Origin of the sequence: Granulicella aggregans, from assembly GCF_025685565.1 — a bacterium.
GTDB lineage: Bacteria > Acidobacteriota > Terriglobia > Terriglobales > Acidobacteriaceae > Edaphobacter > Edaphobacter aggregans_B.
In genome coordinates, this window is record NZ_JAGSYE010000001.1 from 467,347 (window position 1) to 488,988 (window position 21,642).

General features: G+C 61.2%; 19 protein-coding genes. 7 read left to right on the forward strand and 12 right to left on the reverse strand.

The window, feature by feature from the left end; genetic code table 11:
* The first annotated feature begins 6 nt into the window (after positions 1-6).
* On the forward strand, positions 7-1,911 hold the full coding sequence (locus OHL18_RS01925; RefSeq protein ID WP_263373143.1) for a CRTAC1 family protein: 1,905 nt from the start codon (positions 7-9) through the stop codon (positions 1,909-1,911).
* Between the two features lie 131 nt (positions 1,912-2,042).
* Here the strand turns inward: OHL18_RS01925 and OHL18_RS01930 are convergent, their stop codons facing one another.
* Both OHL18_RS01930 and OHL18_RS01935 read right to left on the reverse strand, forming a co-directional pair.
* Positions 2,043-2,900: a TIM barrel protein gene (locus OHL18_RS01930; RefSeq protein WP_263373144.1), complete on the reverse strand. Its 858-nt coding sequence runs from the start codon at positions 2,898-2,900 to the stop codon at positions 2,043-2,045.
* Between the two features lie 122 nt (positions 2,901-3,022).
* Positions 3,023-3,367: a GIY-YIG nuclease family protein gene (locus OHL18_RS01935; RefSeq protein WP_263373145.1), complete on the reverse strand. Its 345-nt coding sequence runs from the start codon at positions 3,365-3,367 to the stop codon at positions 3,023-3,025.
* Between the two features lie 278 nt (positions 3,368-3,645).
* On the opposite strand from OHL18_RS01935, the gene OHL18_RS01940 reads away from it, so the two are divergent.
* A complete protein-coding gene (locus tag OHL18_RS01940; protein ID WP_263373146.1) occupies positions 3,646-5,100 on the forward strand; it encodes a M20/M25/M40 family metallo-hydrolase in 1,455 nt (484 codons plus the stop codon).
* 333 nt (positions 5,101-5,433) lie between these two features.
* Here OHL18_RS01940 and OHL18_RS01945 read toward each other — a convergent pair whose 3' ends face one another.
* Together OHL18_RS01945 and OHL18_RS01950 are read right to left on the reverse strand one after the other, a co-directional pair.
* The gene (locus OHL18_RS01945; RefSeq protein ID WP_263373147.1) at positions 5,434-5,736 is read right to left on the reverse strand and encodes a hypothetical protein; all 303 of its coding nucleotides are present in this window, start codon (positions 5,734-5,736) and stop codon (positions 5,434-5,436) included.
* A gap of 274 nt (positions 5,737-6,010) precedes the next feature.
* On the reverse strand, positions 6,011-7,189 hold the full coding sequence (locus OHL18_RS01950; protein WP_263373148.1) for a YeiH family protein: 1,179 nt from the start codon (positions 7,187-7,189) through the stop codon (positions 6,011-6,013).
* Between the two features lie 457 nt (positions 7,190-7,646).
* Between OHL18_RS01950 and OHL18_RS01955 the strand changes: the two genes are divergently transcribed.
* On the forward strand, positions 7,647-8,141 hold the full coding sequence (locus OHL18_RS01955) for a hypothetical protein (RefSeq protein WP_263373149.1): 495 nt from the start codon (positions 7,647-7,649) through the stop codon (positions 8,139-8,141).
* Between the two features lie 15 nt (positions 8,142-8,156).
* Here the strand turns inward: OHL18_RS01955 and OHL18_RS01960 are convergent, their stop codons facing one another.
* Entirely contained in the window at positions 8,157-8,366 is a 210-nt protein-coding gene (locus OHL18_RS01960; RefSeq protein WP_263373150.1) for a hypothetical protein, read from the reverse strand.
* A 268-nt stretch (positions 8,367-8,634) separates the two neighbouring features.
* On the opposite strand from OHL18_RS01960, the gene OHL18_RS01965 reads away from it, so the two are divergent.
* Positions 8,635-8,886, forward strand: coding sequence for a hypothetical protein (locus OHL18_RS01965; RefSeq protein WP_263373151.1), 252 nt, complete (start codon positions 8,635-8,637; stop codon positions 8,884-8,886).
* A gap of 235 nt (positions 8,887-9,121) precedes the next feature.
* Here OHL18_RS01965 and OHL18_RS01970 read toward each other — a convergent pair whose 3' ends face one another.
* Positions 9,122-9,727 (reverse strand): FmdE family protein, encoded by a 606-nt coding sequence (locus OHL18_RS01970; RefSeq protein ID WP_263373152.1) that lies wholly within the window; start codon positions 9,725-9,727, stop codon positions 9,122-9,124.
* A 103-nt stretch (positions 9,728-9,830) separates the two neighbouring features.
* Entirely contained in the window at positions 9,831-10,520 is a 690-nt protein-coding gene (locus OHL18_RS01975; RefSeq protein WP_263373153.1) for a hypothetical protein, read from the reverse strand.
* Between the two features lie 320 nt (positions 10,521-10,840).
* On the opposite strand from OHL18_RS01975, the gene OHL18_RS01980 reads away from it, so the two are divergent.
* Positions 10,841-11,368 carry a bactofilin family protein gene (locus OHL18_RS01980; protein WP_263373154.1) on the forward strand — a complete coding sequence of 176 codons (528 nt, stop codon included), beginning with the start codon at positions 10,841-10,843 and terminating at the stop codon, positions 11,366-11,368.
* Positions 11,369-11,608: 240 nt separating this feature from the next.
* On the opposite strand, the gene OHL18_RS01985 is transcribed toward OHL18_RS01980, so the two are convergent.
* Positions 11,609-13,279 carry a rhamnogalacturonidase gene (locus tag OHL18_RS01985; protein ID WP_263373155.1) on the reverse strand — a complete coding sequence of 557 codons (1,671 nt, stop codon included), beginning with the start codon at positions 13,277-13,279 and terminating at the stop codon, positions 11,609-11,611.
* Positions 13,280-13,377: 98 nt separating this feature from the next.
* On the opposite strand from OHL18_RS01985, the gene OHL18_RS01990 reads away from it, so the two are divergent.
* Entirely contained in the window at positions 13,378-13,623 is a 246-nt protein-coding gene (locus tag OHL18_RS01990) for a hypothetical protein (RefSeq protein ID WP_263373156.1), read from the forward strand.
* A 309-nt stretch (positions 13,624-13,932) separates the two neighbouring features.
* On the opposite strand, the gene OHL18_RS01995 is transcribed toward OHL18_RS01990, so the two are convergent.
* Positions 13,933-14,787 carry an alpha/beta fold hydrolase gene (locus tag OHL18_RS01995; protein ID WP_263373157.1) on the reverse strand — a complete coding sequence of 285 codons (855 nt, stop codon included), beginning with the start codon at positions 14,785-14,787 and terminating at the stop codon, positions 13,933-13,935.
* A 108-nt stretch (positions 14,788-14,895) separates the two neighbouring features.
* Between OHL18_RS01995 and OHL18_RS02000 the strand changes: the two genes are divergently transcribed.
* Positions 14,896-15,468 carry a CGNR zinc finger domain-containing protein gene (locus tag OHL18_RS02000; RefSeq protein ID WP_263373158.1) on the forward strand — a complete coding sequence of 191 codons (573 nt, stop codon included), beginning with the start codon at positions 14,896-14,898 and terminating at the stop codon, positions 15,466-15,468.
* A gap of 64 nt (positions 15,469-15,532) precedes the next feature.
* Here the strand turns inward: OHL18_RS02000 and OHL18_RS02005 are convergent, their stop codons facing one another.
* From OHL18_RS02005 to OHL18_RS02015, 3 genes are all read right to left on the reverse strand, one after another.
* A complete protein-coding gene (locus OHL18_RS02005) occupies positions 15,533-16,942 on the reverse strand; it encodes an efflux transporter outer membrane subunit (RefSeq protein WP_263373159.1) in 1,410 nt (469 codons plus the stop codon).
* Positions 16,943-17,169: 227 nt separating this feature from the next.
* Complete coding sequence (locus tag OHL18_RS02010) at positions 17,170-18,411, reverse strand: efflux RND transporter periplasmic adaptor subunit (protein WP_263373160.1); 1,242 nt, start codon at positions 18,409-18,411, stop codon at positions 17,170-17,172.
* A gap of 49 nt (positions 18,412-18,460) precedes the next feature.
* Complete coding sequence (locus OHL18_RS02015) at positions 18,461-21,640, reverse strand: efflux RND transporter permease subunit (protein ID WP_263373161.1); 3,180 nt, start codon at positions 21,638-21,640, stop codon at positions 18,461-18,463.
* Positions 21,641-21,642 lie beyond the last annotated feature (2 nt).

The following is a 21,642-nucleotide window of genomic DNA, read 5'->3' on the forward strand; positions in this document are numbered from 1 at the left end:
AAAGCCTTGATTCACCGCCTGAGCCCCAAACTAAACCGTCGCAGGTTCATTCGCTCCTTGAGCCGCACCGCCCTTGTGCTTCCATTCGCGGACATCCTGGCCCTGGCCGCACCCGCACAACAGCAGAGTCCAGTGCCAGTTCCGGGCAAGATCGGCCCGCAGGAGCGCAGCTACGAAGCCAAGCCCGCGCCACCACCGCCCGGCCCGAAGTCGCCCATCGAAGGCACACCGCTCGGCGTTACCTTCACCGATGTCGCGGCCCAGGCTGGACTGACGCTCGAGACGATCTACGGCGGCAAGCTCACAAACAAGTATCTGCTCGAGACCACCGGCTGCGGCCTCGCCTTCTACGACTACGACAACGATGGCTGGCAGGACCTCTTCTTCGTCAACGGCTGGAGGCTCGAAGGTTTTCCCGCGGGTTCGGAACCTCGCTGCCACCTCTTCAAAAACAACCGCGACGGTACCTTCACCGACGTCACCAAGGGCTCGGGCCTCGAACACAAGACCGGCTGGGGCCAGGCCTGCTGCGTAGGCGACTACAACAACGATGGCAACGACGATCTCTTCGTCACCTACTACGGCCAGAATGTTCTCTACCGCAACAACGGCAATGGGACGTTCACCGATGTAACGGAGCAAGCTGGGCTGAAGCAGCCTGGCCCGAAGATCCGCTGGAACACCGGCTGCACCTTCGTCGACTACGACAGGGATGGGCACCTCGATCTCTTCGTTGCCAACTACGTCGACTTCGACCTGAAGACGGCACCGCTTCCTGAAGACGGCCCTTGCACCTACAAGGGAATCCTCGTCGCCTGCGGGCCGCCGGGCCTTGCGGGTGGCCGTAACATTCTGTATCACAACAATGGCGATGGAACCTTTAGCGATGTCAGCGAGAAGTCGGGCATGTGGACGGCCGTCGGCACCTACGGCCTCAGTGTCGCCGCGTCCGACCTCGACAACGATGGCTGGCCCGACATCTACGTCGCCAACGACTCCGCGCCCGCCACGCTCTACCAGAACCAGCACGACGGCACCTTCCGCGACATCGCTATCGAGGCCGGCGCAGCGCTCTCCGCCGAGGCCAAACCGCAGGCTGGCATGGGCGTCTCCATCGGCGACTACAACCGCGACGGCAACATGGACGTCGTCAAGACCAACTTCGCCGGCGATACCGACTCGCTCTACACGAACAACGGGGAGGCCGTCTTCGAAGACCGCACCTACCCTGGCGGCCTGGGAGAAAACACCCGGCTTCTTGGCTGGGGCGTTGGCTTCTTCGACATGAACAACGATGGCTGGCCCGACATCCTGATGTCGAACGGCCACGTCTACCCCGAGGTCGACAAGTCGAAGGCGGACTTGAAGTATGCAGAGCACAAGTATCTCTACCGCAACCTGCAGAACGGACGCTTCGAGGACGTAACCAACCAGGGCGGACCCGGTATTCTCGCCAATGTGCCCGCCCGCGGCTGCGCCTTCGGCGACATCGACAACGATGGCGACATCGATGTTGTCGTCAACTGCATCAACTCTGTGCCGCAGTTGCTGCGCTGCGATTCAACCCTCAACCGCAACTGGATCAAGATCAAGCTCGTCGGCACAAAGTCGAATCGCTCCGGAATCGGCAGCCGGGTTATCGTCACGACGATGACGAATCCGGCCTCGCCGAAGCCCCTGCAACAGACCGAAGAGCTTCGCAGCGGTGGCAGCTACTTCTCGCAGAACGATCTGCGGCTGCACTTCGGGCTTGACCAGGCAAAGAAGGTCGACACTGTCGAGATTCGCTGGCTCAGCGGTCACATCGACGTGCTCCATGACCTCAAAATCAACCTCTCGTACACCATTCAGGAGGGCGGGGTCGTCCTTAAAGCGGCGCCGTTGACGCCAGCGAGGGCAAAGACTTCATAGATTGTTCGGAAAAGGCATCGTTTGACTTACCCTGCGCGAACATTTCCCCTGTGCGTCCTGCCGCACGGGCCCGCTGCGCACGGGGCGGTCACTTCGTGACTTGTGTACCGCTTTGCGGGGCCGCCAAGGGCCTAGATGTCACAGAGGTCGACAGCCTGCCGGAGCGAGGTGAGTGGGTCGCGGGTGGGGACGAACTCGTGGGCTACGTAGCCGGTGAAGCCGGTGTCGGCGATGGCTCGCATGACGGCGGGCCACTGGACTTCCTGGGTGTCGTCGAGTTCGTGGCGGCCGGGGACCCCGCCGGTGTGGAAGTGGCCCAGCCATTGATGGTTCGCGCGGATGGTGGCGATGAGGTCACCCTCCATGATCTGCATGTGGTAGATGTCGTAGAGCAGCTTGATGCGCGGCGAATTGACCTCTTCGCAGACTCGGACGCCCCAGGCGGTGTGGTCGCACATGTAGTCGTGGTGGTCGCGCTTGCTGTTGAGCAGCTCCATGTTGATGGTGACGCCGTTGTCTTCGGCGATGGGCTTGAGGCGCTTGAGGCCGACGATGGTGTTGCGGGCTCCTTCTTCGTCTGACAAGCCATTGCGCAGACCGGAGAAGGTGATGACGTTGGGAACGCCTGCCTTTGCGGCCAGCGGGATGTTCTTGCGGAAGGCGGCTTCGATGGCGGCGTGGTTCTCCACGCGGTTCAGGGCGTTGTTGATCTCTCCCCCACCGGCGTAGCCCATGGTGCAGAGGAGTCCGTAGCGTTTGGGTACCTCCCACTCGTCGAGGTTGAGGAGGTCGATGCCCTTGAGGCCCATTTGCGCGGCGGCGGTGCAGAGGGTGTCCAACGGAATCTTCTGGTAGCACCAGCGGCTTACGGATTGATGGATTCGGTTGTGGCGGGTGGGTTTGTCTTCGGCGACAGCGGCGAGCGGGAGAAGAGAGGCGGCGGTCGCGGCGGCTCCGGACTTTAACAGGTTGCGGCGGGTTTGGATCAAAGCGTTGGCTCCCGGGTCTGGTGTAGATGAATGTACTTGGAAATGGAGTTTGTCGGCCGAAAGGGTTTTGATTCGCCGGCCATCTGCTTGCTTGGCATGCCCCCGCAACCCCCCTTCCCTTGTCATCCTTCGTGAAGCGGAGGATCTGCTTTTGCGCCCTGTGCGGAATGGTTCGGAGATAGGTCTGCGGAGAGATCCTCCCATGTCGGATTGGAGGCCTGAATGAGGGCGAGCTTTTCCTCGCGCGTGAAGTGCTTCAGATAGTTTTCTCTTGCGATTGCCTTGTCGATATAGCCGAATCTCTCGAAGTAGACGAGACGGTTGACCCTATACCTGGCGGTAAAGGCATCGGCTTTAGCCTCGCGGTGCTGAAGGATGCGGAGGATGAGATTGTTAGTGACGCCGACGTAAAGCGTACGCGATCGGCTGGCAAGGATGTAGACAAAGTATTGATGCTCGCGCGGCATGGCGGCAGGCTAGCGCGTTGGGCGGCGTGGAGTAAAGGGCAAAGAGTGGAAGCACTGGGTGAAGGAGCCGGAAAAGCAGATCCTCCGCGGTGTTCGATCACGATGAGACTGTGATCGAACACCGCGAAGGATGACAAAGTTTAGGGGGAGGAGGGTTTAGCGCAGATGACAGTTGTATTCTCTGCGTGCCGGTAGAACCCAGAACCGCTCAAAAGCAATAGACTCTCAACAGAACATTCACAATTCCCTTCTCAGGTTTTTGGAGGCCTGCTCTGAATATGCATCTTTTGCGTCGTTCGTCCGTTGCGCTGCTTGCAGTTTCGTCGTTTGGCATTGCGGTGGCTCAGAAGCCGCTCTCGGAGACTTATAAGCCGGCAGCGGACAAGCTGATCGCCGCTTCGCTGGCGGACACGGAGGGGTATGCGAACCTGACGTATCTTTGCGACCACATCGGCAAGCGGATCAGTGGCAGCGAACCGCTGCTGCGGGCGATTGCGTGGAGCGCGGACCTGATGAAGAAAGAGGGTCTCGAGAATGTGACGACGCAGAAGGTGATGGTTCCGAAGTGGGTGCGCGGGAAGGAGTCGGGCGCGATCATCTCGCCGGTGACCAAGCCGCTGCACATGCTAGGGCTGGGGATGAGCGTGGGGACGGTGCCGGGAGGGATTACGGCGGAGGTCGTGGTGGTATCGAACTTCGACGAGCTGAAGAAGCTGGGAGAGGCAGGAGTGAAAGGGAAGATCGTCGTCTATAACGCGCCGTATGAGGGATATGGACGGACGGTGATGTATCGCGTGGCTGGAGCTTCCGAGGCGGCGAAGCTGGGGGCGGTCGCTATGCTGGTGCGGTCGATTACACCACTGGCGATGCAGACTCCGCACACCGGTACGCTTGTGTATGACGAGAAGGTAGCGAAGATTCCGGCGGCGGCGATCTCGCTTGAAGATGCCATGATGCTGGCTCGGCTTTCGACGGAGGGTGTGCCGGTGAAGGTGCACCTCGACATGGAAGCGCACATGGAGCCGGATCAGGAAGCGGCAAATGTCTTCGGGGAGATTGTCGGGTCGGAGAAGCCGGAGGAGATTGTGGCTCTGGGCGGGCACATCGACTCGTGGGACGTGGGCCAGGGGGCGCAGGACGATGGCTCGGGGATCATGGCGACGCTCGAGGCTGTAAACCTGATCAAGAAGTCCGGCCTGAGGCCGAAGCGGACGATCCGCATTGTCTTCTGGGTGAATGAGGAGAATGGCGACCGCGGCGGCGAGGCGTATGCGAAGGCTCTGAGCGGCAAGACGGGGACGCATGTGGCTGCGATTGAGATGGATGGCGGAGCGGAGAAGCCGGTGGGCTTCGGTTACGGTTCGCCGGGGAGGAGACGGGCTACGCCGAATGCTCCGCAGACGGGGCCGGAGTTGAGCGAGGCGGAGATGCACTCGCTGGAGCTGCTGAAGGACATTGGGACCCTGCTGAAGCCGGTGGAGGCGGATACGATTCGGCCGGGCGGCGGCGGGTCGGACATCGAGCCGCTGATGATGGCGGGAGTTCCGGGGCTGGGCGAGCTGACGACGGCGGCACACTACTTCGACTGGCACCACACCGAGGCGGACACGCTGGACAAGGTCGATCCGGTGGAGTTTCGGAAGAATATCGCGTCGCTGGCGGTGATGACGTATGTGCTGGCGGATATGCCGGAGAAGCTGGCCGGGCATAAGGGGCCGGGAACGGAGGACTGATTCCGGATCGTGCAACCTGTGGAAGGCTGTGGAAATCTGGACGGGAAAAAAACGGGGTACTTTTCGCTAAGCTCCTTATTTTGTTCAGCTTGCAAAAATTTTGCGGGCTAATGTCATCGAAACAAACGGGTTAACCCTCAAAGTCGTGCAGATAAAGGAGTTAGCGGCGGCTCCCTGAAGAGAAAGTAGAAAACCCCGGCGATTTGCCGGGGTTTTCTTTCACCTTGATTTAAGCATAGCAGGCTGGCAGCATCCTTTGGGCAAGGAATATCTCTTTTGGATTGTTGCGATTAGGCGATATTGGGACTTGACAGGATTTTAGCTCCGGGTCGTTTATCGGACCGTAAACTGCACTCCGGAGACGATCCCGTCTCCCGTCGTAATCCACTTGAGCGCTTCTGCAGGAACCTCTTTTCCATCGCGATAGACGCGGAGATCGGAGCTGTGTGTGGGGCAGGCTACGTCTCCCTCACCCTGGTCGCCCACCTGGGCCTGCGTGTCCGCGTCGGCTGACGAGACACAATTCAGGCTGACGGTTCCTGCATAGGCGTGCGGCAGCGTGACGCTGAAGGTGCGCTGTTTATTGCAGCTGGCGAGCAGGAAGATGCTGAGAACGATAGGTTTCAAGAGTGTCATGGATATGGGCAATCCTACACGGAAGTAGGGTGTGGGGATTTGCTTTTGTGTGGGGATTGGGAGGGGTGGTTCCGGGGTGGGAAGAACTCTCCACCAGGAAGCCCGAAACTGCTGTGCGGCTTCGGGCGAGATGATAGGGTAGGGCTTTGCGGCGGAACTCCCACATCTGCGATGAAGCCGCCAGATATGGGGCACCTGCCGAGGCTGAAGCCCCGCTCCCCAGCAATCTGGCCCGCGGGCTAAAGCCCGCTGCTACTCCGAGCTCTGATTTTTATCAGAGGTGGTAGAGGTGGTCTGCTCCTAAGACCAAGGCCAGGGTGATGGCAGCGATGGCGACCTCGCCGAGTGCTCCGACGAGGAACGGCCTTGCACCTTGCTTGAAGAGGTCGCGGAGGTTGGTGCGGAGGCCTACGCCGGCAAAGGTGAGCAGGAAGGCCCAGCGGGAGAGGTTGCCTAGAGCGAGGAGCTGCGCTTTGTTGAAGCCGAACGAGGCGTAAGCGGCGAGGTGGGGGTAGAGTTTGGGGTCGAGCGTACCGAGGGTGGCGAGCAGCGAGATCAGGATGAAGCCGAGGACGAACTTGGGGAACTTGGCCCAGAGGAAGGCGGCCTTGTTCTGGAGCTGCGCCTGGTTCGCGGCAGAGGCGAGACCCTTGCGCGCCCATGCGATGGCGTAGCCGAGGACGACGAAGCCGATCAGCGCGTTGCGGCAGGTCTTGGCCAGGACGGCGAATTTGCCGGCGGTGTCGGAGTAGAGAGCGCCGGCGGCGGTGGCTTCGGCGGTGTTGTCGACGGCGAGGCCGGCCCAGATGCCGTAGGCGTGGTCGGACATGTGGAGGGCATGGCCGATGGCGGGGAAGGCGAAGAGGCTGATGGCGCCGAGTGCGAGGATGGCGGCGATGGCGGTAGAGGTGTCCTGCTCATCGGCGTCGATCGAGCCCTGCGTCGCGATGATGGCGGAGACGCCGCAGACCGACGAGCCGACGGCGAGGAGCGTGGTGAGCTTGTCGCCAAGTTTGAAGGCGTGGCAGAGCCAGGTCATGAAAGCCAACGACAGCGTGAACGCGATGGCGACGAGGACGAGGGAGATGCCGCCGAGTTTGAGGATGTCGCCGAGCAGGAAGCGCGCACCGAGCAGGATGATGCCGGCCTTGAGCCAGAACTCGTAGGTGGCGACGCCGGGGCGGAAGATCTTTGGCAGGCCAACGGTGTTGGCGATGAAGATGCCGAAGATGATGGCCCACATGACGTACTCGATGTTGGGGAAGGGGATGTGGTCCGCCTTGGCCCAGGCGTTGATGGCGTGCTCGACGAACTTGCCGGCGTAGCCGACGACAAAGAGGAGAAGGATGCCGGGGATGAGGCCCAGGAGCGAGGTCTTCTGCTCGGGGACGGCGTGGGGGGCGTGCGGCGGATAGGACTCGCGCAGGTCGGGCAGAGAAGTGGAGGTGGACATGATCTTTCTCCTAAGGCTCCGGAGCTACCAGGTGATGGTCTTGACAAGACCGAGCTTGATGACGAGAGCGAGGGCGAGCGAGAGGATGACGGCCCAGGTGTCGAGAGAGAGAAGAGGCTTCTTAGCGGGGGCTTTCGATGGCATGGAGCTGTTCCTTCTGGAGTGGCAGTGGGTACGGACTTACGCGATGGGTCGCGTGGTGCAGCTCTGAATTTTGAGAGGGATGCGCGGAGGGACTAGCTACAACAACAGCGCTGGATCGTGAGGCGCGAGGCCGTACAAACGGGCTTGCAGAGTACGGGATGGCCGGTGTCGATCACGATGAGGAAAGTCTACATTAAGTTGGATGAAGGGCGGAGGGGTGCAGTTGCGGGATTTGTGGAGGTATGTGGCTTGATCTTCGATTGAGAGCGGCGTAGCGTTCGTGCATGACCACGCCCCATGAAGAGCTCGAACCGTGGCGTTCTGGATGGAGTGGAAGGAGTTTTTGAAGACGTGGGATGCGCGCGTTGGTTCTGTGGGTGCGCTTCTGGAGCTAAGGCACGCCAATTTATGGCGCGTCGACAGCTATAGCGTGGATGAGTGGGGAGTGAAGATCAACGTATCGTACTTGCCGATGCCGGGATTCAAGCCGGCGCGAAACGATAGAGCTGAGCTCAGTTCGGCCTGGGAGATGTTTCACATCGATGAGGGCCGCTGGCAGGCGCGATTTTGTTGGAAGTTCCTGCTTGGGGACCATGAGATTGAATCGGTCATCGCCGCAGGAGCTCAGGCAGCCTCTCTTGGTCTTCTGCTCACAGACAGCCAGGTTCAGGCCATCTTCAGGTGGCGGTCTGCGCTTGAATCAAGGGAGAAAGAGAATCTGGGGAATACGGATTTTCCTGCTTTCCTTGATTCCCTATTCAATCCACCGCCGCCGCCGGAGCGTCCCGCCTCTGAGAGCAAGAGTTGAAGCGCGACTGCCTGATTAGCGGTTAGCCCGGTCTGCCGCTACGGCTCCCCAGATCATCGCGATGGGGTGGAGAACGGCGATGGCCCATCCGAAGGTGACAATGCCGAGGACTACGTAGAGGACCAGCATGATGAGTGCTCCTGGCACCGTGCTGTAGAGCATGCCGAAGGGGCCGAGGAAGAAGGTCAGAACCAGGGATAGCAGGACGCTTTTGCGGTTTGGCATGGTTTCTAGGATGCTACAAGAGTGGGTGATTTGCGACCCCAAATGCAATGTGGGGGTCTCTCCACTGCGCCGCGCGATAGTGCCGCGCGGCTTCGGTCGAGACGACGAACTTGTCGCAAAGATGACGTTCAAGAGTGTGAATTTGTGCGGAATGATGGGGGATTTGATTGTTTAATGGGGATACGGTCGCAACACGTGGGGGCGTGAAAGTTGCGCGAAACACGCGGTGATGAAGCGGTGTTCAGTGATGTGTAGCAAGGAGGATGTCATGAACATCGCAAACGTAAAAGGAATGGTGGCAAAGGTACTCACGGTTGGTTTTCTGGCTGGAGCGGTGGTGATGGCGGCTCCGGCAAAGGCTCAGGCGCAGGAGATTTATGTGGGCAACGGTGGCTTCTATGCGCGTCATGACTTCTATGAGCGCGAGCGGGTTGAGGCGATTCGCCGGCACGATGCTTGGGTGAGAGCGGAAGAGTATCGGCGCTTCCATCACGACAGGTTTTATCGCGGATACCGGTAGTTCCCCATCACCGTGCGCTGTTCGCTGGAGGTAACGAGCCCCGCACGGTGAGAGGGGCACCCGGGCCGTATACATCCCACCCATGACGATAAAGCTGTCATGGATGGGGCACCCGAGCAGTTGTGGTGATTCATCCCACATCTCAGAAGCGAGATGTGGGGCACCCGGATTCGGGGCTGGATTTGATGAGGTTCACAGGGCTGACTGCGTGGAGGTGCGCAGTCAGCCTTGTTGTTTATGGAATGGGTTGGTAGTAGCGGGATTCGGGATGGGCGCAGCCCTGGCAGAGGATCTCGGTTTCGACGAGGACCTCGCGGTCGTAGTTAATGCCTTCGCCGCAGACCGAGCAGGCGATGCGTTGCGATTTGTAGCCGGGCATCTCGCGGGGGTGGAGAGGAACGTGGACCCACTGGACTGAAAACAGATCTTCGACCTCCATCTCGCGGTAGGCGCGCATCTGCTGCTGGTTCTTGTCGGTGATGTCAGGGTAGAGTTCGCGGGCACGTTGCTTGGAGGACTCGAGGGCGGCGATGCGGGTGGCTTTCTGATCAGTGCCGTCGGAGGGCTTGAGGTCGATGAAGGTGGCGGCCATCTTGCCCCAGTCGCGGAACTTCAGGGCGCGCTTGCCGAGGCGGCAGCCGGTGACGACAGCGATAGCGTCGGTGGCACATCGATCGATCTCTACGAAGGTGACGAGGCGCTTGCGGTCGAGACCGCGGGGATCGTCGATGCCGAGACGTTCGCAGCCGAGCATGGCCATGCGGACGCCGAGGATCTGGCCGGCGCATAGGTGGCCGTGGGCGATCTCGGCTGCGGTTAGGAGGTCTTCGAAGGACTGCATAAGCTGATGATAGAACCCAACTGTGTCCTGCCGGACGGGCCCGCTGCGCGCGGTGCGGTCACTTCATGACTTGTGTACCGCTTCGCGGTGGCGGACAAGCACTTTACGGGTCTTCGCTGTCGCCTTCTTCGATAAGGGACGTGGTGCCGACTACATCGAAGGTCATCGGAGTTCCGCCGGTGAGTTGGAGGGTTGCGCGCATGGGCTGGCGTTGCCAGGTCGCGGGCTGGCAGGGGGCGGCGGAGCGATCGGGCTGGGGCCAGGGGCCGATCTGTTTGTGGACGATGGGTTTGCGGGTGCTGATCTGGGCAACGACGGCGAAGAGGCCGCCCTTCGCCGTCGTCGCCACACCGCAGTAGGCGGCGTAGTCGCGGAACCAGGAGACTTCGGAGACCATGGGGTCGAAGTCGGGGAGATGGAGGGCGGCGATGTGGCCGGTGGTGCGGTCGACGAGGAGCCAGGGGCCGGGCTGCCAGACCCAGCGGTCGGCTGACTCATCGGGCAGGCGGTCGTTTATGCGTAACGCTCGGCGGATGGTAAAGCTGCGGTCGGTGACGTCGTGGGCGTCGCCGGTGGTCCACTCGCGCTGACGGGAGTCGACGAAGAGAGGGCGGACTTTCAAGGTGGGATCGCCGGAAGATGGGGATTCGGATGCCGGCGGCGTGTAGGGGACTTTTTTTGCTGGGCCGAGGGTGACGGTGTGCAGTTTTGGAGGGGCGGCGAACGTCTGCAAGGGAGTGCAGGCGCAGAGGATCAGCAGCAGAGGCACAGGAGCGGAGCGAAGGGTCTGCATGGCGGGCAGAGTACGCCCGGAGGTGCCCGAATGCAAGCCAGTGCGGCAGGTTTGCACACCGCTGCAGGAAAAGTACCGCAGTTTCCACAGAGGTACCGTTGGAGGTACCGTATTTCTTGCTATTGACGACTCAGGGACTGGCACCAAGACCAGCGACGAGGAGTATGGTTTACACAGAAGCGGTGGAACCGCGTGGGCGCGAGACCCATTCACCTGTCAGGACGACCAGAGCAGGAACGACATCGACACCCAACCCTGCCAACTTCGCGAAGTTGCGCGAACCGCAAACGCGAACCGCAGAGACGAAAGGACACAAAGATATGTGGAAACCGAATCAGCCTGGAACCGGCGCACCTGCAGCACCTGAACCCGTACGGGGCGCTATGCCCCCGGCGATGGAACCCACCCCGACGCGTCCCGCGTCCCCGACACCGGCTGGCATCCCCGCAGCTGCAACCGGCGAACAGGCGACGATCGGCAAGTCGCTGGTGATCAAGGGCGAGGTCTCGGGCTCCGAGTCGCTCTTCATCGACGGCAAGATCGAAGGCGCGATCAACCTCCCTGGCAACCGCGTGACGGTTGGCCGGAACGGGCAAGTTGCGGCCAACATCATGGCTCGCGAAGTCGTCGTCCTGGGCAAGGTGCGCGGCAACGTGCATGCCAGCGACCGTATCGACATTCGCAGCGAAGGCTCGCTGACCGGCGACGTGATTGCGGCAAGGATCTCGATTGAGGATGGCGCGTTCTTCAAGGGCGGCATCGACATTCGTAAGCCTGGGGCGGAAGGTGCCAAGGGCGGCGCGGCTGCGGCTGCTCCGGTGGCCGAGCAGATTCCGGTTACTGTTTAGTTTTTCTTTGCTGGATATGGGAAGCCCCGGTGATGCCGGGGCTTTTCTGCGTGTGGGATGCGTGACCATGAGAGTAAACGCGAGATGCGGGGGGCTCTCCACTACGCATCGCGATAGGACTGCGATGCTCCGGTCGAGATGGGGGTTCTCTTCTCCGGAATGACGAGTTCTTCTGGAATTTGATGGCGCTTCCATCCCACATCTCACAAGCGAGATGTGGGGCACCCGGTTTTGTGGCGGTTAGATGGATTGGCTTTCGGCGGTGGAGATTTGGGTGTCGCGGGTGGCGCGGCTAAAGGCGATGCGAAGATCGGCGACCTTGTTGAGATGGAAAGCGTGGAGCTTGGATGAGTTGGGGGCGGTGATGGCGAACATGTCGGCGCGCGTGACTTCGTCAAGGTAGAAGGAGGGTCGGAAGTCGGGCTGCTGAGGGCGGACTTCGATGTGCGACATCTCGAGGTTCATGATGTGTCGCAAGAAGAATCCCTGCGCGGGCATGGGGCCGAACATCTCGGGGTCGGGGTAGGCAGTGTCTTTTTCGGGCGGACGGATGGCGGCGGCTTCGACGGGAGCGCCGCCCTTGTGCTCGATGAAGATGTTCGAGAGGTGGATGTCTTCGAGCGAGTGGCTGGGGATTCCGGAGAGGATGGAGCAGATATTGGTTCCACCGTTGGAGCTGACGAGGTTGTTCACGCTGATGCGGCGAAGGGCTCCGACCTGCGTGGACTCTTTGGGGCCGCGGAGACGGGAGCCTAAGCGGAAGAAGAGCGGCGCGGAGACGTTATCGCGCATGGTGATGTTGGAGATGGTGATGTCTTCGCAGAGAGCGCCATCTTCGCTCTCGAGGGCGAGACCCTGGCAGCCTTCGAAGACGCAGTTGGAGATGGTGATGTTCTTGAAGCCGCCGTTCGATTCGGTGCCGCACTTGATGCGGCCGGTGCGGTATTTCTGGACGCCGTCGGGGAACTTCTTGAAGGTACCGTCGAGGACGGAGCCGATCTCGTAGCAGCCGGTGACGTAGCAGTTGGTGATGGTGACGTTCTCGGTCGCGCGGGCGTAGCCAAGGGCGAAGCTGCTCTTGGGGCAGATGGCGTCGTCCCAGGGGGAGTTGACGGTGCAGTTGGAGACGCGGACGTTCTTGCAGCAGTCGATGTCCATGCCGTCGCGGTCGGTGTCGATCTTGAGGTTGTCGATGGAGACGTTGTCGACGCCGGTGAGGAGCAGGCCGAAGTGGCCGCCTTTAAGGATGGAGAAGTCGCGGAAGATGACGTTGTGGCAGTTTTTGAGGGCGATGGTCTTGTTGCCTACGCCGGCTTGCTCGGCTTTGAAGGGAACAACTTCGACGACCCAGTCTCGGCCGTTCGAGAGTCCTTTGCCGTGGATGAGGCCGGGGCCGGTGATGGCGATGTCGTGGAGGTCTTCGCCCCAGATGAGGGAGTTGTGCCAGTGATTATGGCCGTAGTCCTGATAGGCGTCGTAGGAGGTTTTGGGCTCGGCCGCGTCGTAGGTACCGCCGTGGTGGCCGGTGGTCTCGCCGGGGAGAGGTGAGTCGGCAGCGACGAGAGTGCAGCCCTGGGCGAGGTAAAGCTCGACGTTGCTCTGAAGGCGGATGGAGAAGGTGAGCCAGGTGCCTGCCGGGAGGTAGACGGTTCCTCCGCCGCTGGCGGCCGCGGCGGCGATGGCGGCGTTGATGGCATTGGTGTCGAGGGCCTTGCCATCGCCTACTGCGCCGTAGGTGCGGATGTCGAAGAGGCTGGCGAGGTCGGTGGCGGCGTGGGGAGCGTTCTGGCGGGCGGCGGCGTGGGGAGCGTTCTGGCGGGCGGCGGCGTGGGCTACCGGAGGGAGCGCAGCGGCGAGGCCGAGGGAGCTGAGACGGAGGAGATCGCGGCGGGCAGAGTCAAAAGGGGACATTGCGGATGATGGTAGCAGTGCGGGGAGAGGTCTGACCACCTGGTTTTGGCTTTCGAATCAAACCATCACTGTGACCGACCCAAGCGTTTGCGATCCAGATGCCACAGAAGTGCGTTTATCAGCAGGAAGAAGGCTGCGCCAAGGCAGGCATTGATTGCAACTGCTACGCACGATCCCACAGTTTCCTGAAAGTCGGTTCCACCGTGGCCTCCGGTGATGAGCAGGTGACAGATCAATCCGGGAAGGGCAACCATCACTGCCATTGTTTGATTGGTTTTCTCTGCGACTACGGTGATCAGTGCCATCAGCAAAGCGCCTATCGCGGCGAAGCCGAGCACTACTGATCGAATCCGAGAAGTGGGCATGCCAGTCATACTCTCAGATCAGCTCTTACCGAGGTGACTCCAACATGCAAGCTTTCGGTGACTAAAGCGCATATCGCGAGCACGTCGAAAAATGAAATGCGGGGGTCGGCGGGTTCAAGGGTCAAGATGACGTGTTTTACAAGGGTGATGAGGAAAAGCGGTTCGTGCTTCGCACGAATGTCCCACTCATCGCGATACGACCGCGATGAATGGGGCACGTGAACATTAGTGGCGCCACTCCCACATCTCAAAGTCGAGATGTGGGGCACCCGATTTTGTCATTCAAGTTCAGGCGGCGAAGAAGGTGCGGATCTTCTCGGCGATGAAGTGGCTCTCCTCTTCGAGAGCGAAGTGGCCGGTGTCGATCAGATTAAGTTCGGCTTTGGGTATGTCGCGGAGGTAGGCCTTTGCGCCCTCGACCGTGAAGAACGGATCGTTCTGGCCCCAGACGATGAGGGTGGGCGGCTGGTAGTTGCGAAAGAACGCCTGCCAGGTGGGGTAGTGCTTGAGGTTGTTCTGGTAGTCGTAGGCGAGGTCGATCTGGATCTCCGCGTTGCCGGGGCGGTCGAGGAAGTACTGGTCGAGGGTGTAGCTGTCGGGACTGATGGCGGCGGGGTTCTTCGTGCCGTGAGTGTACTGGAAGCGTGTGGTCTCGAAGGAGAGCATGGCGGTGCGTGTTGCGGCCTCGTTCTCGGGGGTGCGGTTGGCCCAGAGGGTCTTGAGGGGATCGAAGCCGGCGCCGATGCCTTCGGCGTAGGCGTTGCCGTTCTGGACGATGATGCCGGTGATGGCCTCAGGGTGGGCGGCGGCGATGCGATAGCCGACGGGAGCGCCGTAGTCCTGGACATAGATGGTGAACTTCGTCAGATCGAGGGTGGTGAAGAGGAGTTCATCGATGTAGGCGGCGAGATTGTCGAAGGTGTAGGTGAAGGTCGAGGCAGAGGGAGCGTCGCTGTAGCCGAAGCCGGGAAAATCCGGGGCGATGATATGAAACTTATCCTCGAGCTGGGGGATGAGGTCGCGAAACATGTGCGAAGAGGTGGGGAATCCGTGGAGCAGGACGATGGTGGGAGCGGCTGGGTCTCCGGCTTCGCGGTAGAAGATCTTCTGGTTGCGGACGGTGGCGTAGTTGTAGGTGATCATGGCGGCTCTCCTTTGGGGTGGTGCTTACTGCTTCTGGTTATGAGAGTGAATAACACCTGTAAAAGATTCTTTATTGGTGTTATTGTTTTATTGAGAGGTGGCCTGGCTATGGAACGGCTCGATGGGGATTGGATTGGCGGGTACCTGTTTGTCGGGAACCGGCTGGCTTTGGATTTTTTGAATACGAGGCTGGTGGATGGGGACCAAGACGTGGAGAAGCTGCCGGATTGGGCGGCGTTTTCACGGTGGTGTGTGGCGGCGGGGATTGGGCCGGCGGATGAGGGGAGAACCGGGGAGGGGCGAATCGGAGAGATTCGTGGGTTTCGGGAGCGGCTGCGGGAGGCGGTGACTTCACTGGAGAACGGGAAGGCTCCGGCGGGGGAGTTTCTGGCAGAGGTCAATTCCCTGCTCTCACGGTATCCGGCGCGGGTAGTGCTGGATGCGGGGGCGGATGGAGTGGCGAAGAGGACGAATTATGAAGGTTTTTGGGGAGCGATGGCGGCGGCTGTCGCGGAGTTGCTGACATCGACGGAGTTGCACCGGCTGAGGAAGTGCGAGCACTGCATCGTCCACTTCTACGATGTGAGCAAGAAGGGGTCGCGGCGGTGGTGCAGCATGGGGATGTGCGGAAACCGGGTGAAGGTCGCGGCTTATCAGAAGAGGCGGCGAGAGGAGGGGTGAGTGGCGGGGTCCCACCCATGACGATGGAGCTGTCATGGATGGGGCACCCAGAATGTATGGCTGCTCAGTACTTGGGTAGTTGAGCGGTGGACCATCCTCCGCCGAGGGCTTTGATGAGAAGGACGCTGGCGTCCATCTGGCGGCGCTGGATGGCGATCTCGTTGCGTTCGTTCTGCAGCGCGGTGGTTTGCGCGGTGACTACTTGCAGGTAGGTGTCGATGCCGCCTACGTAGCGGTTGTTGAAGATCTTTACAGCGGCCTGGGCAGCGATGGTGGAGTTGTGCTGCTGCTGGGCTTCGAGGGTAAGGGTGTGCAGGACGGCGAGGTTGTCCTCTACCTGCTGGAAGGCGGTAAGGGTGGCCTGACGGTAGTTGGCGGTCTGCTCGTCGTAGGCGGCGAGGGCCTGCTGCGAGACGGCACCTCGGCGGCCGGCGTCGAAGAGGGTCTGCGAGAGCGTTGGGCCTACGCCCCAGATGTAGTTTGAGCCGTTGACCAGGGTCGAGAGAGCGGTGCTCTCGAAGCCTCCGAAGGCGGAGAGGTTCAGGGTCGGGAAGTAGGCGGCGCGGGCGATGCCGATGCGTTCGTTGGCTTCGTTGACGCGGCGCTCGGCGGCGGCGATGTCGGGGCGGCGCTCGAGGAGCTCGGACGGCAGGCCGACGGGGATGGCGGGCGGGCGGGTATCGAGCGGGGATTCGGCGAGGGTGAAGGCTGCCGGCGGCTTGCCAATGAGCACGGCGATGGCGTGCTCGAACTGGGCGCGCTGGATGTTGACGTCGCTGGCCTGGACACGGGCGCTTTCGAGCTGGGTCTTGGCCTGGTCGACGTCGGACTCGCCGGAGACGCCCCCCTGGAAACGGTTGTTCGTGATGCGGTAGGCCTCTTCGTAGGTCTGGACGGTGTCGAGGAGGAGCTTCTCGTCGGCATCGTTGGCGCGGGCCTCGAAGTAGTCGACGGCGAGTTCGGCCTGGAGGCTGAGCTGGGCGGTCTGAAGGTCGGCGGCGGTGGCCTGGGCTTCTTCTTTGGAGACGTTTACCGTCCGGCGGACGCGGCCCCAGAGGTCGACCTCGTAGTTCAGGTCGAAGGGGAGCTGGAGGTCGGCGGTGCCGTTGTTGTTGGCGGGTGCGGTGAAGTAGGGGCGGGCGTTCGATTCGCGCTCGCCGGCGACGGATGGGGCTACGCCGATGGTCGGGAAGAGGAAAGAGTGGTTGTAGCGAATCTGCGAGCGGGCCTCGACGAGGCGGGCGGCGGCGGCCTTGAGGGACTGATTGTTGGCGGTGACCTGCCGTTCGAGGTCGTTGAGTTGAGGATCGTTGAAGATCGTCCACCAGTCGCCTTTGAGGGCGGTGTCGGCGGGCTGCGCGGACTGCCAGTTCCCTTCCTTGTAGACGCCGTTGGTCCTCATCTCCTTGTAGTCGGGGGCCAGGGGTGTCGTGGGCTTTACGTACTTCGGGCCTACCATGCAGCCGGAGAGCATCAGCATCGCCAGGGTTGATGCGAGTGCGAGACGAGATGCGGGGGTCTCTCCACTCCCGTTGGTCGGTCGAGATGACGTGTCCTTTGGGGTGAAATTGGGTCTGGGGCCGAAAGGTTCGAACGATCTTGGTGATGTGAGATCGTTCGGGGTCCTTCGACTGCGTTCGTCGCAAGTGCGCGACGAACTCCGCTCAGGATGACGGGATTTTTGGGAGGAGAAGAAGGTCATTACTTGGCCCCTTCGGGTGCGGCGGCCTTGGGGTCGGCGATGTGAACCTGCTGGCCGTCGGCGATGGAGTCGGAGGGGTCGATGATGACCTTGTCGGAGGGCTGGAGGCCGGAGGCGATCTCGACCGTTGCGCCCATGTCGTTGCCGATCTTGACCGGGACGAGGTGGACCTTATCGCCGACGACCGTGGCGACCTGAAGACCCTGGCTGCGGAAGATCAGCGTGTTCGAGGGCAGGGTCAGGCTGGTGGAGTGCTGCGGCACCTTGAAGTGGACGAAGACGTAGGCTCCGGGCAGGAGCAGGCCCTTGGCGTTGTCGATGTCGACTTCAACGTTCAGGGTGCGGGAGGCCTGGTCGATCTGGCTGGAGTTGCGGGCCACCTGGCCGACAAAGTTCTGGCCGGGGTACTCGTCTAGGGTGAGGGTCGCCTCAGTGTCGTTGCGGATGGAGGCGGAGTAGGCCTCGGGGACGGCGACGAAGACGCGGATCTTGCCGATGGCGGCGAGGTGGAAGAGCTCCTTGGGGACGGTGTTGGCACCGGCCTCGATGAGCGCGCCGACGTCGGTGTTACGCGCGGTGACGATGCCATCGAAGGGAGCGTAGATGTTCTCGAACGACTGGAGCTGGGTGAGGCGGCGGACGTTGGCCTGAGAGGCGTCGCGGGCGGCACGCTTGGCGGCTTCGTCGCTGGTGGCGACGTCGGTCTCCTGCTTGGAGACGGAGTTGGTCTTGAGCAGGTTCTGGTAGCGAGCGGCGGTGGTCTCGGCGAGATCGAGGTTGGCTTGCGAACTCTTGAGATCGGCCTGTGCGACCTGCAGTTGCTGGTCGAGTTCAGGAGTCTCGATCTGGGCCATGAGCTGGCCCTTGCGGACGTGGGCGCCGATGTCGAAGTACCACGCCTTCAGGTAGCCGCTGGTGCGGGAGTAGATGGGCGTGTCGATGAAGGCCTGGGTGTTGCCGGGGAGGGCGATCTCGTCGGTCATGGCGGAGCCGGTGGGATGGACGATCTCCACCGTGGAGACCGAGGACTGCTGGTTCTCGGTCTCGAGGACAGACTTATCGCGCGAACGCGAAGCGATGCCGAAGACGACGACGGCTGCGAGCACAATCACAACGACGATGAGGCCGATCCATGTGCCACGGGTGAGGCCACGGGCGGGCGGAGTGGTCAGTGATCCGCCCTGCGCCGACTGTCCGGCGGAGCTGGTCATGTCTGTGTTGGTTCCGTCCAGGTTGTTCATACGTTCCTCTAAGAGAGCGATATTCGTTGTACGTTATGCGTTGTACGTTTTAGGCTTGCGCGGTGATCGGATGCGGCTCTGGCGATGGCGCGGGCGCATTCTGCTTGCGGCGGCCGTGGAGCAGAGCGAAGACCGCCGGCACGAAGATGAGCGTGGCGATGGTGGCGAAGAAGAGGCCGCCGATGACGGCGCGGCCGAGAGGGGCGTTCTGCTCGCCGCCCTCGCCAGCTCCGAGCGCCATGGGGATCATGCCGATGATCATAGCCAGCGCCGTCATCATGACCGGGCGGAAGCGCGTGGCACCGGCTTCGATGGCGGCCGTGATGGCGTCGCCGTGGTGATTGAGGCGGTCGGTTGCGAAGGAGACGACGAGAATGCTGTTCGCGGTGGCGACGCCCATGCACATGATCGCTCCCATCAACGCGGGCACGCTGAGCGTGGTTCCGGTGGCGAAGAGGAAGATCACAATTCCAGCGAGCGCAGCGGGCAGCGCGGTGATGATAATGAACGGATCAAGCCACGACTGGAAGTTGACCACGATGAGCAGGTAGACGAGGACGATAGCGAAGGCCAGTCCGGCAATGAGACCGAAGTAAGAGGAGTTCATCGTCTCGATCTGGCCACGGACGCGAAGGAAGCTGCCGCGCGGGAGATCTTTCCTGTTGGCATCGACGATCTTCTGAATGGCCTTGCCGACGGAGCCGAGGTCACGCCCTTGGATATTTCCATAAATATCCAAAGTACGGCGGATGTTGTAGTGATTGATGACCGGCATCTCCGACTTGCGCGAGATGGTGGCCACGTCAGCGAGGATCTCCGGATGCACGGCGGTAGGCGACGTGATGGGGATGTTGCGCAGGTCGTTGAGCGACTGGATGTCGTACTGCGGTGACTGCGCGACGATGGAGTAGTTCACGCCGTTCTTGTAGTTGAGAAAGAACTGGGGCGAGAGCTGGGTGCTTCCGCTGAGGATGTTGAGCAAACTGCCGCCTACATCTTTTTCTGAAAGGCCCCCTTGTTGGGCCTTGGTGCGGTCAACCGACACGGTGAGGACAGGGTAGTCGTCTGGCTGCTGGATGCGCAGATCGACGAGGCCCGGAATCGTATGTAACTGCTCGAGGACTTTATTCGCGACGAGACGATTGGCGGCGATGTCCTGGCCTTCGAACTGAATGTCGATGGGAGCGGGTAGACCGAAGTTCAGGATCTGGGTGACGATATCGGATGGCAAAAAGTAGAAGATGTTGCCGGGGAAGTCTCCGGGAAGACTCTTGCGGAGCGCAGAGACGTAATCGGCGGTGGGGTGGTGGTCTTCCTTGAGCGAGACGGTGATATCGGCGTCCCCCGCACCAAAGAGGCCGGAGGTGGCGTGCTGCGTGTTCAGGGTGCTATAGGGCAGGCCGATGTTGTCGACGATATTGTCGATCTCGCCGGCGGGAATCTGCTTTCGGATATTTTGCTCGATGAGGTCACAGAGACGCGCAGTCTCTTCGATACGGGTACCACTTGGGGCGCGAACGTGCAGGATGAAGGCGCCGTTATCGGTACTGGGGAAGAAGTTCTGGCCAAGGAACGGAACCAGCGCGAAGGCGCAGAGGCAGGCCAGAAGGAAGATGGGAACAAAGATAAGCCGCATGCCAACAAGACGGCCGAGGAGATCCTCGTAAGCCCTGCGAATGTTCTCGAAGATGCTGTTGAAGCCGCGCTGGAAGCGGGCAAAGATATTGTTCGAAGGGACGGCGTGGTGATCGTGCGCCTTGAGCAGGTACATCGCCAGCGTGGGCACAAGCGTACGCGAGAGGACGTAAGACGCGAGCATGGCGAAGACGACAGCTTCAGCGAGCGGCACGAAGAGATATCTCGCTACGCCCGAGAGGAAGAACATGGGCAGGAAGACGATGCAGATGCAGAGCGTCGAGACCAGGGCGGGGACGGAGATCTGCGCCGCGCCTTCAAGGATGGACTCGTTGAGCGGGTTGCCTTCTTCGAGGTAACGCTCGATGTTCTCGATGGTGACGGTGGCGTCGTCGACCAGAATGCCGACCGCGAGCGCCAGACCACCCAGGGTCATGATGTTGATGGTCTGACCGATCAGGCCGAGAACGATGACCGAGGTGAGAATGGAGAGCGGAATCGAGATGGCGATGATGACGGTGCTACGCCAGCTTCCAAGGAAGAGCAGGATCATCAGACCGGTAAGCACAGCGGCGATGATCATCTCGCGAATGACCCCAACGATCGATCCACGGACGAAGATGGACTGGTCGCCGATGGGAGTCATGACGAGCTCTTTGGGAAGGGTCAAGGCGATGCGCGGAAGCAATGCCCTGATCTGGCTAACGACGGAGAGTGTGGAGGCGGTACCAGACTTGAGGACAACGGCCAGCACACCGCGATGACCATCCTGGCGGACGATGTTGGTCTGGGGAATGCTGCCGTCGGCGACGGAACCGATGTCGTGAAGGTAGATGGTCGAACCATTGACCTGCTTGATGGGCAGATTCGCGAGGCCTTCAAGAGTGACGGGTGAGGAGTTGATGTGGATGTCGTACTCGGAGACGCCGATCTTGGCCGTGCCGCCGGGCTGGGTGACGTTCTGGAGCGCGAGAGCATTGATGACGTCGCTGGGAGCCAGGCCCTTGGACTGGAGGGCTTTGGGATCCATGTTGATGACGATGGTGCGTTGCTTGCCGCCGTAGACGCTAGGGATGACGGCACCGGGAACGGTGACGAGCTGGGTGCGGACGAAGTTGAGGCCGAAGTCGTTGAGCTGCTGCTCGGTGAGGCCTTTGCCGGAGAGGCCGATCTGCAGGATGGGCACACTGGAAGCGGAAAAATTGATGATCTGCGGCGGCAGGGTTCCGGGTGGAAGGCTGCGCAGGATGAACTCGGAGGCGCTCGATACCTGGGAGTTTGCGGTATCGAGACTAGCGCCCTGTTGCAGGTAGACCTTCACAATGACCTGCCCGGCGATGGTGGTCGATTCGATGTGCTGGATATTGTCGACCAGCGTGGTGAGTACCTTCTCGTAAGGCGTGGTGAGACGGCCTTCGAGCTCCTCAGGGTTCAGCCCGGTGTACTGCCATGCAATCGAGATGACCGGGATGTTGATGCTGGGGAAGATGTCGGTGGGCGTGCCGAGAATGACGACGGGAGCCGCAATGAGGATGAGGATCGCCAGAACGATGAAGGTATAAGGCCGAGTTAAGGCAATTCGAACAATCCACATAC

What these genes read in the sequence shown, in the direction of transcription:
- OHL18_RS01935 (WP_263373145.1), bottom strand. Translation starts at nt 3,367, where the DNA reads ATGCCGCGCGAGCATCAATACTTTGTCTACATCCTTGCCAGCCGATCG.
- OHL18_RS01940 (WP_263373146.1), top strand. Translation starts at nt 3,646, where the DNA reads ATGCATCTTTTGCGTCGTTCGTCCGTTGCGCTGCTTGCAGTTTCGTCG.
- OHL18_RS01945 (WP_263373147.1), bottom strand. Translation starts at nt 5,736, where the DNA reads ATGACACTCTTGAAACCTATCGTTCTCAGCATCTTCCTGCTCGCCAGC.
- OHL18_RS01950 (WP_263373148.1), bottom strand. Translation starts at nt 7,189, where the DNA reads ATGTCCACCTCCACTTCTCTGCCCGACCTGCGCGAGTCCTATCCGCCG.
- OHL18_RS01960 (WP_263373150.1), bottom strand. Translation starts at nt 8,366, where the DNA reads ATGCCAAACCGCAAAAGCGTCCTGCTATCCCTGGTTCTGACCTTCTTC.
- OHL18_RS01965 (WP_263373151.1), top strand. Translation starts at nt 8,635, where the DNA reads ATGAACATCGCAAACGTAAAAGGAATGGTGGCAAAGGTACTCACGGTT.
- OHL18_RS01970 (WP_263373152.1), bottom strand. Translation starts at nt 9,727, where the DNA reads ATGCAGTCCTTCGAAGACCTCCTAACCGCAGCCGAGATCGCCCACGGC.
- OHL18_RS01975 (WP_263373153.1), bottom strand. Translation starts at nt 10,520, where the DNA reads ATGCAGACCCTTCGCTCCGCTCCTGTGCCTCTGCTGCTGATCCTCTGC.
- OHL18_RS01980 (WP_263373154.1), top strand. Translation starts at nt 10,841, where the DNA reads ATGTGGAAACCGAATCAGCCTGGAACCGGCGCACCTGCAGCACCTGAA.
- OHL18_RS01985 (WP_263373155.1), bottom strand. Translation starts at nt 13,279, where the DNA reads ATGTCCCCTTTTGACTCTGCCCGCCGCGATCTCCTCCGTCTCAGCTCC.
- OHL18_RS01990 (WP_263373156.1), top strand. Translation starts at nt 13,378, where the DNA reads ATGCCACAGAAGTGCGTTTATCAGCAGGAAGAAGGCTGCGCCAAGGCA.
- OHL18_RS01995 (WP_263373157.1), bottom strand. Translation starts at nt 14,787, where the DNA reads ATGATCACCTACAACTACGCCACCGTCCGCAACCAGAAGATCTTCTAC.
- OHL18_RS02000 (WP_263373158.1), top strand. Translation starts at nt 14,896, where the DNA reads ATGGAACGGCTCGATGGGGATTGGATTGGCGGGTACCTGTTTGTCGGG.
- OHL18_RS02005 (WP_263373159.1), bottom strand. Translation starts at nt 16,942, where the DNA reads ATGCTCTCCGGCTGCATGGTAGGCCCGAAGTACGTAAAGCCCACGACA.
- OHL18_RS02010 (WP_263373160.1), bottom strand. Translation starts at nt 18,411, where the DNA reads ATGAACAACCTGGACGGAACCAACACAGACATGACCAGCTCCGCCGGA.
- OHL18_RS02015 (WP_263373161.1), bottom strand. Translation starts at nt 21,640, where the DNA reads ATGTGGATTGTTCGAATTGCCTTAACTCGGCCTTATACCTTCATCGTT.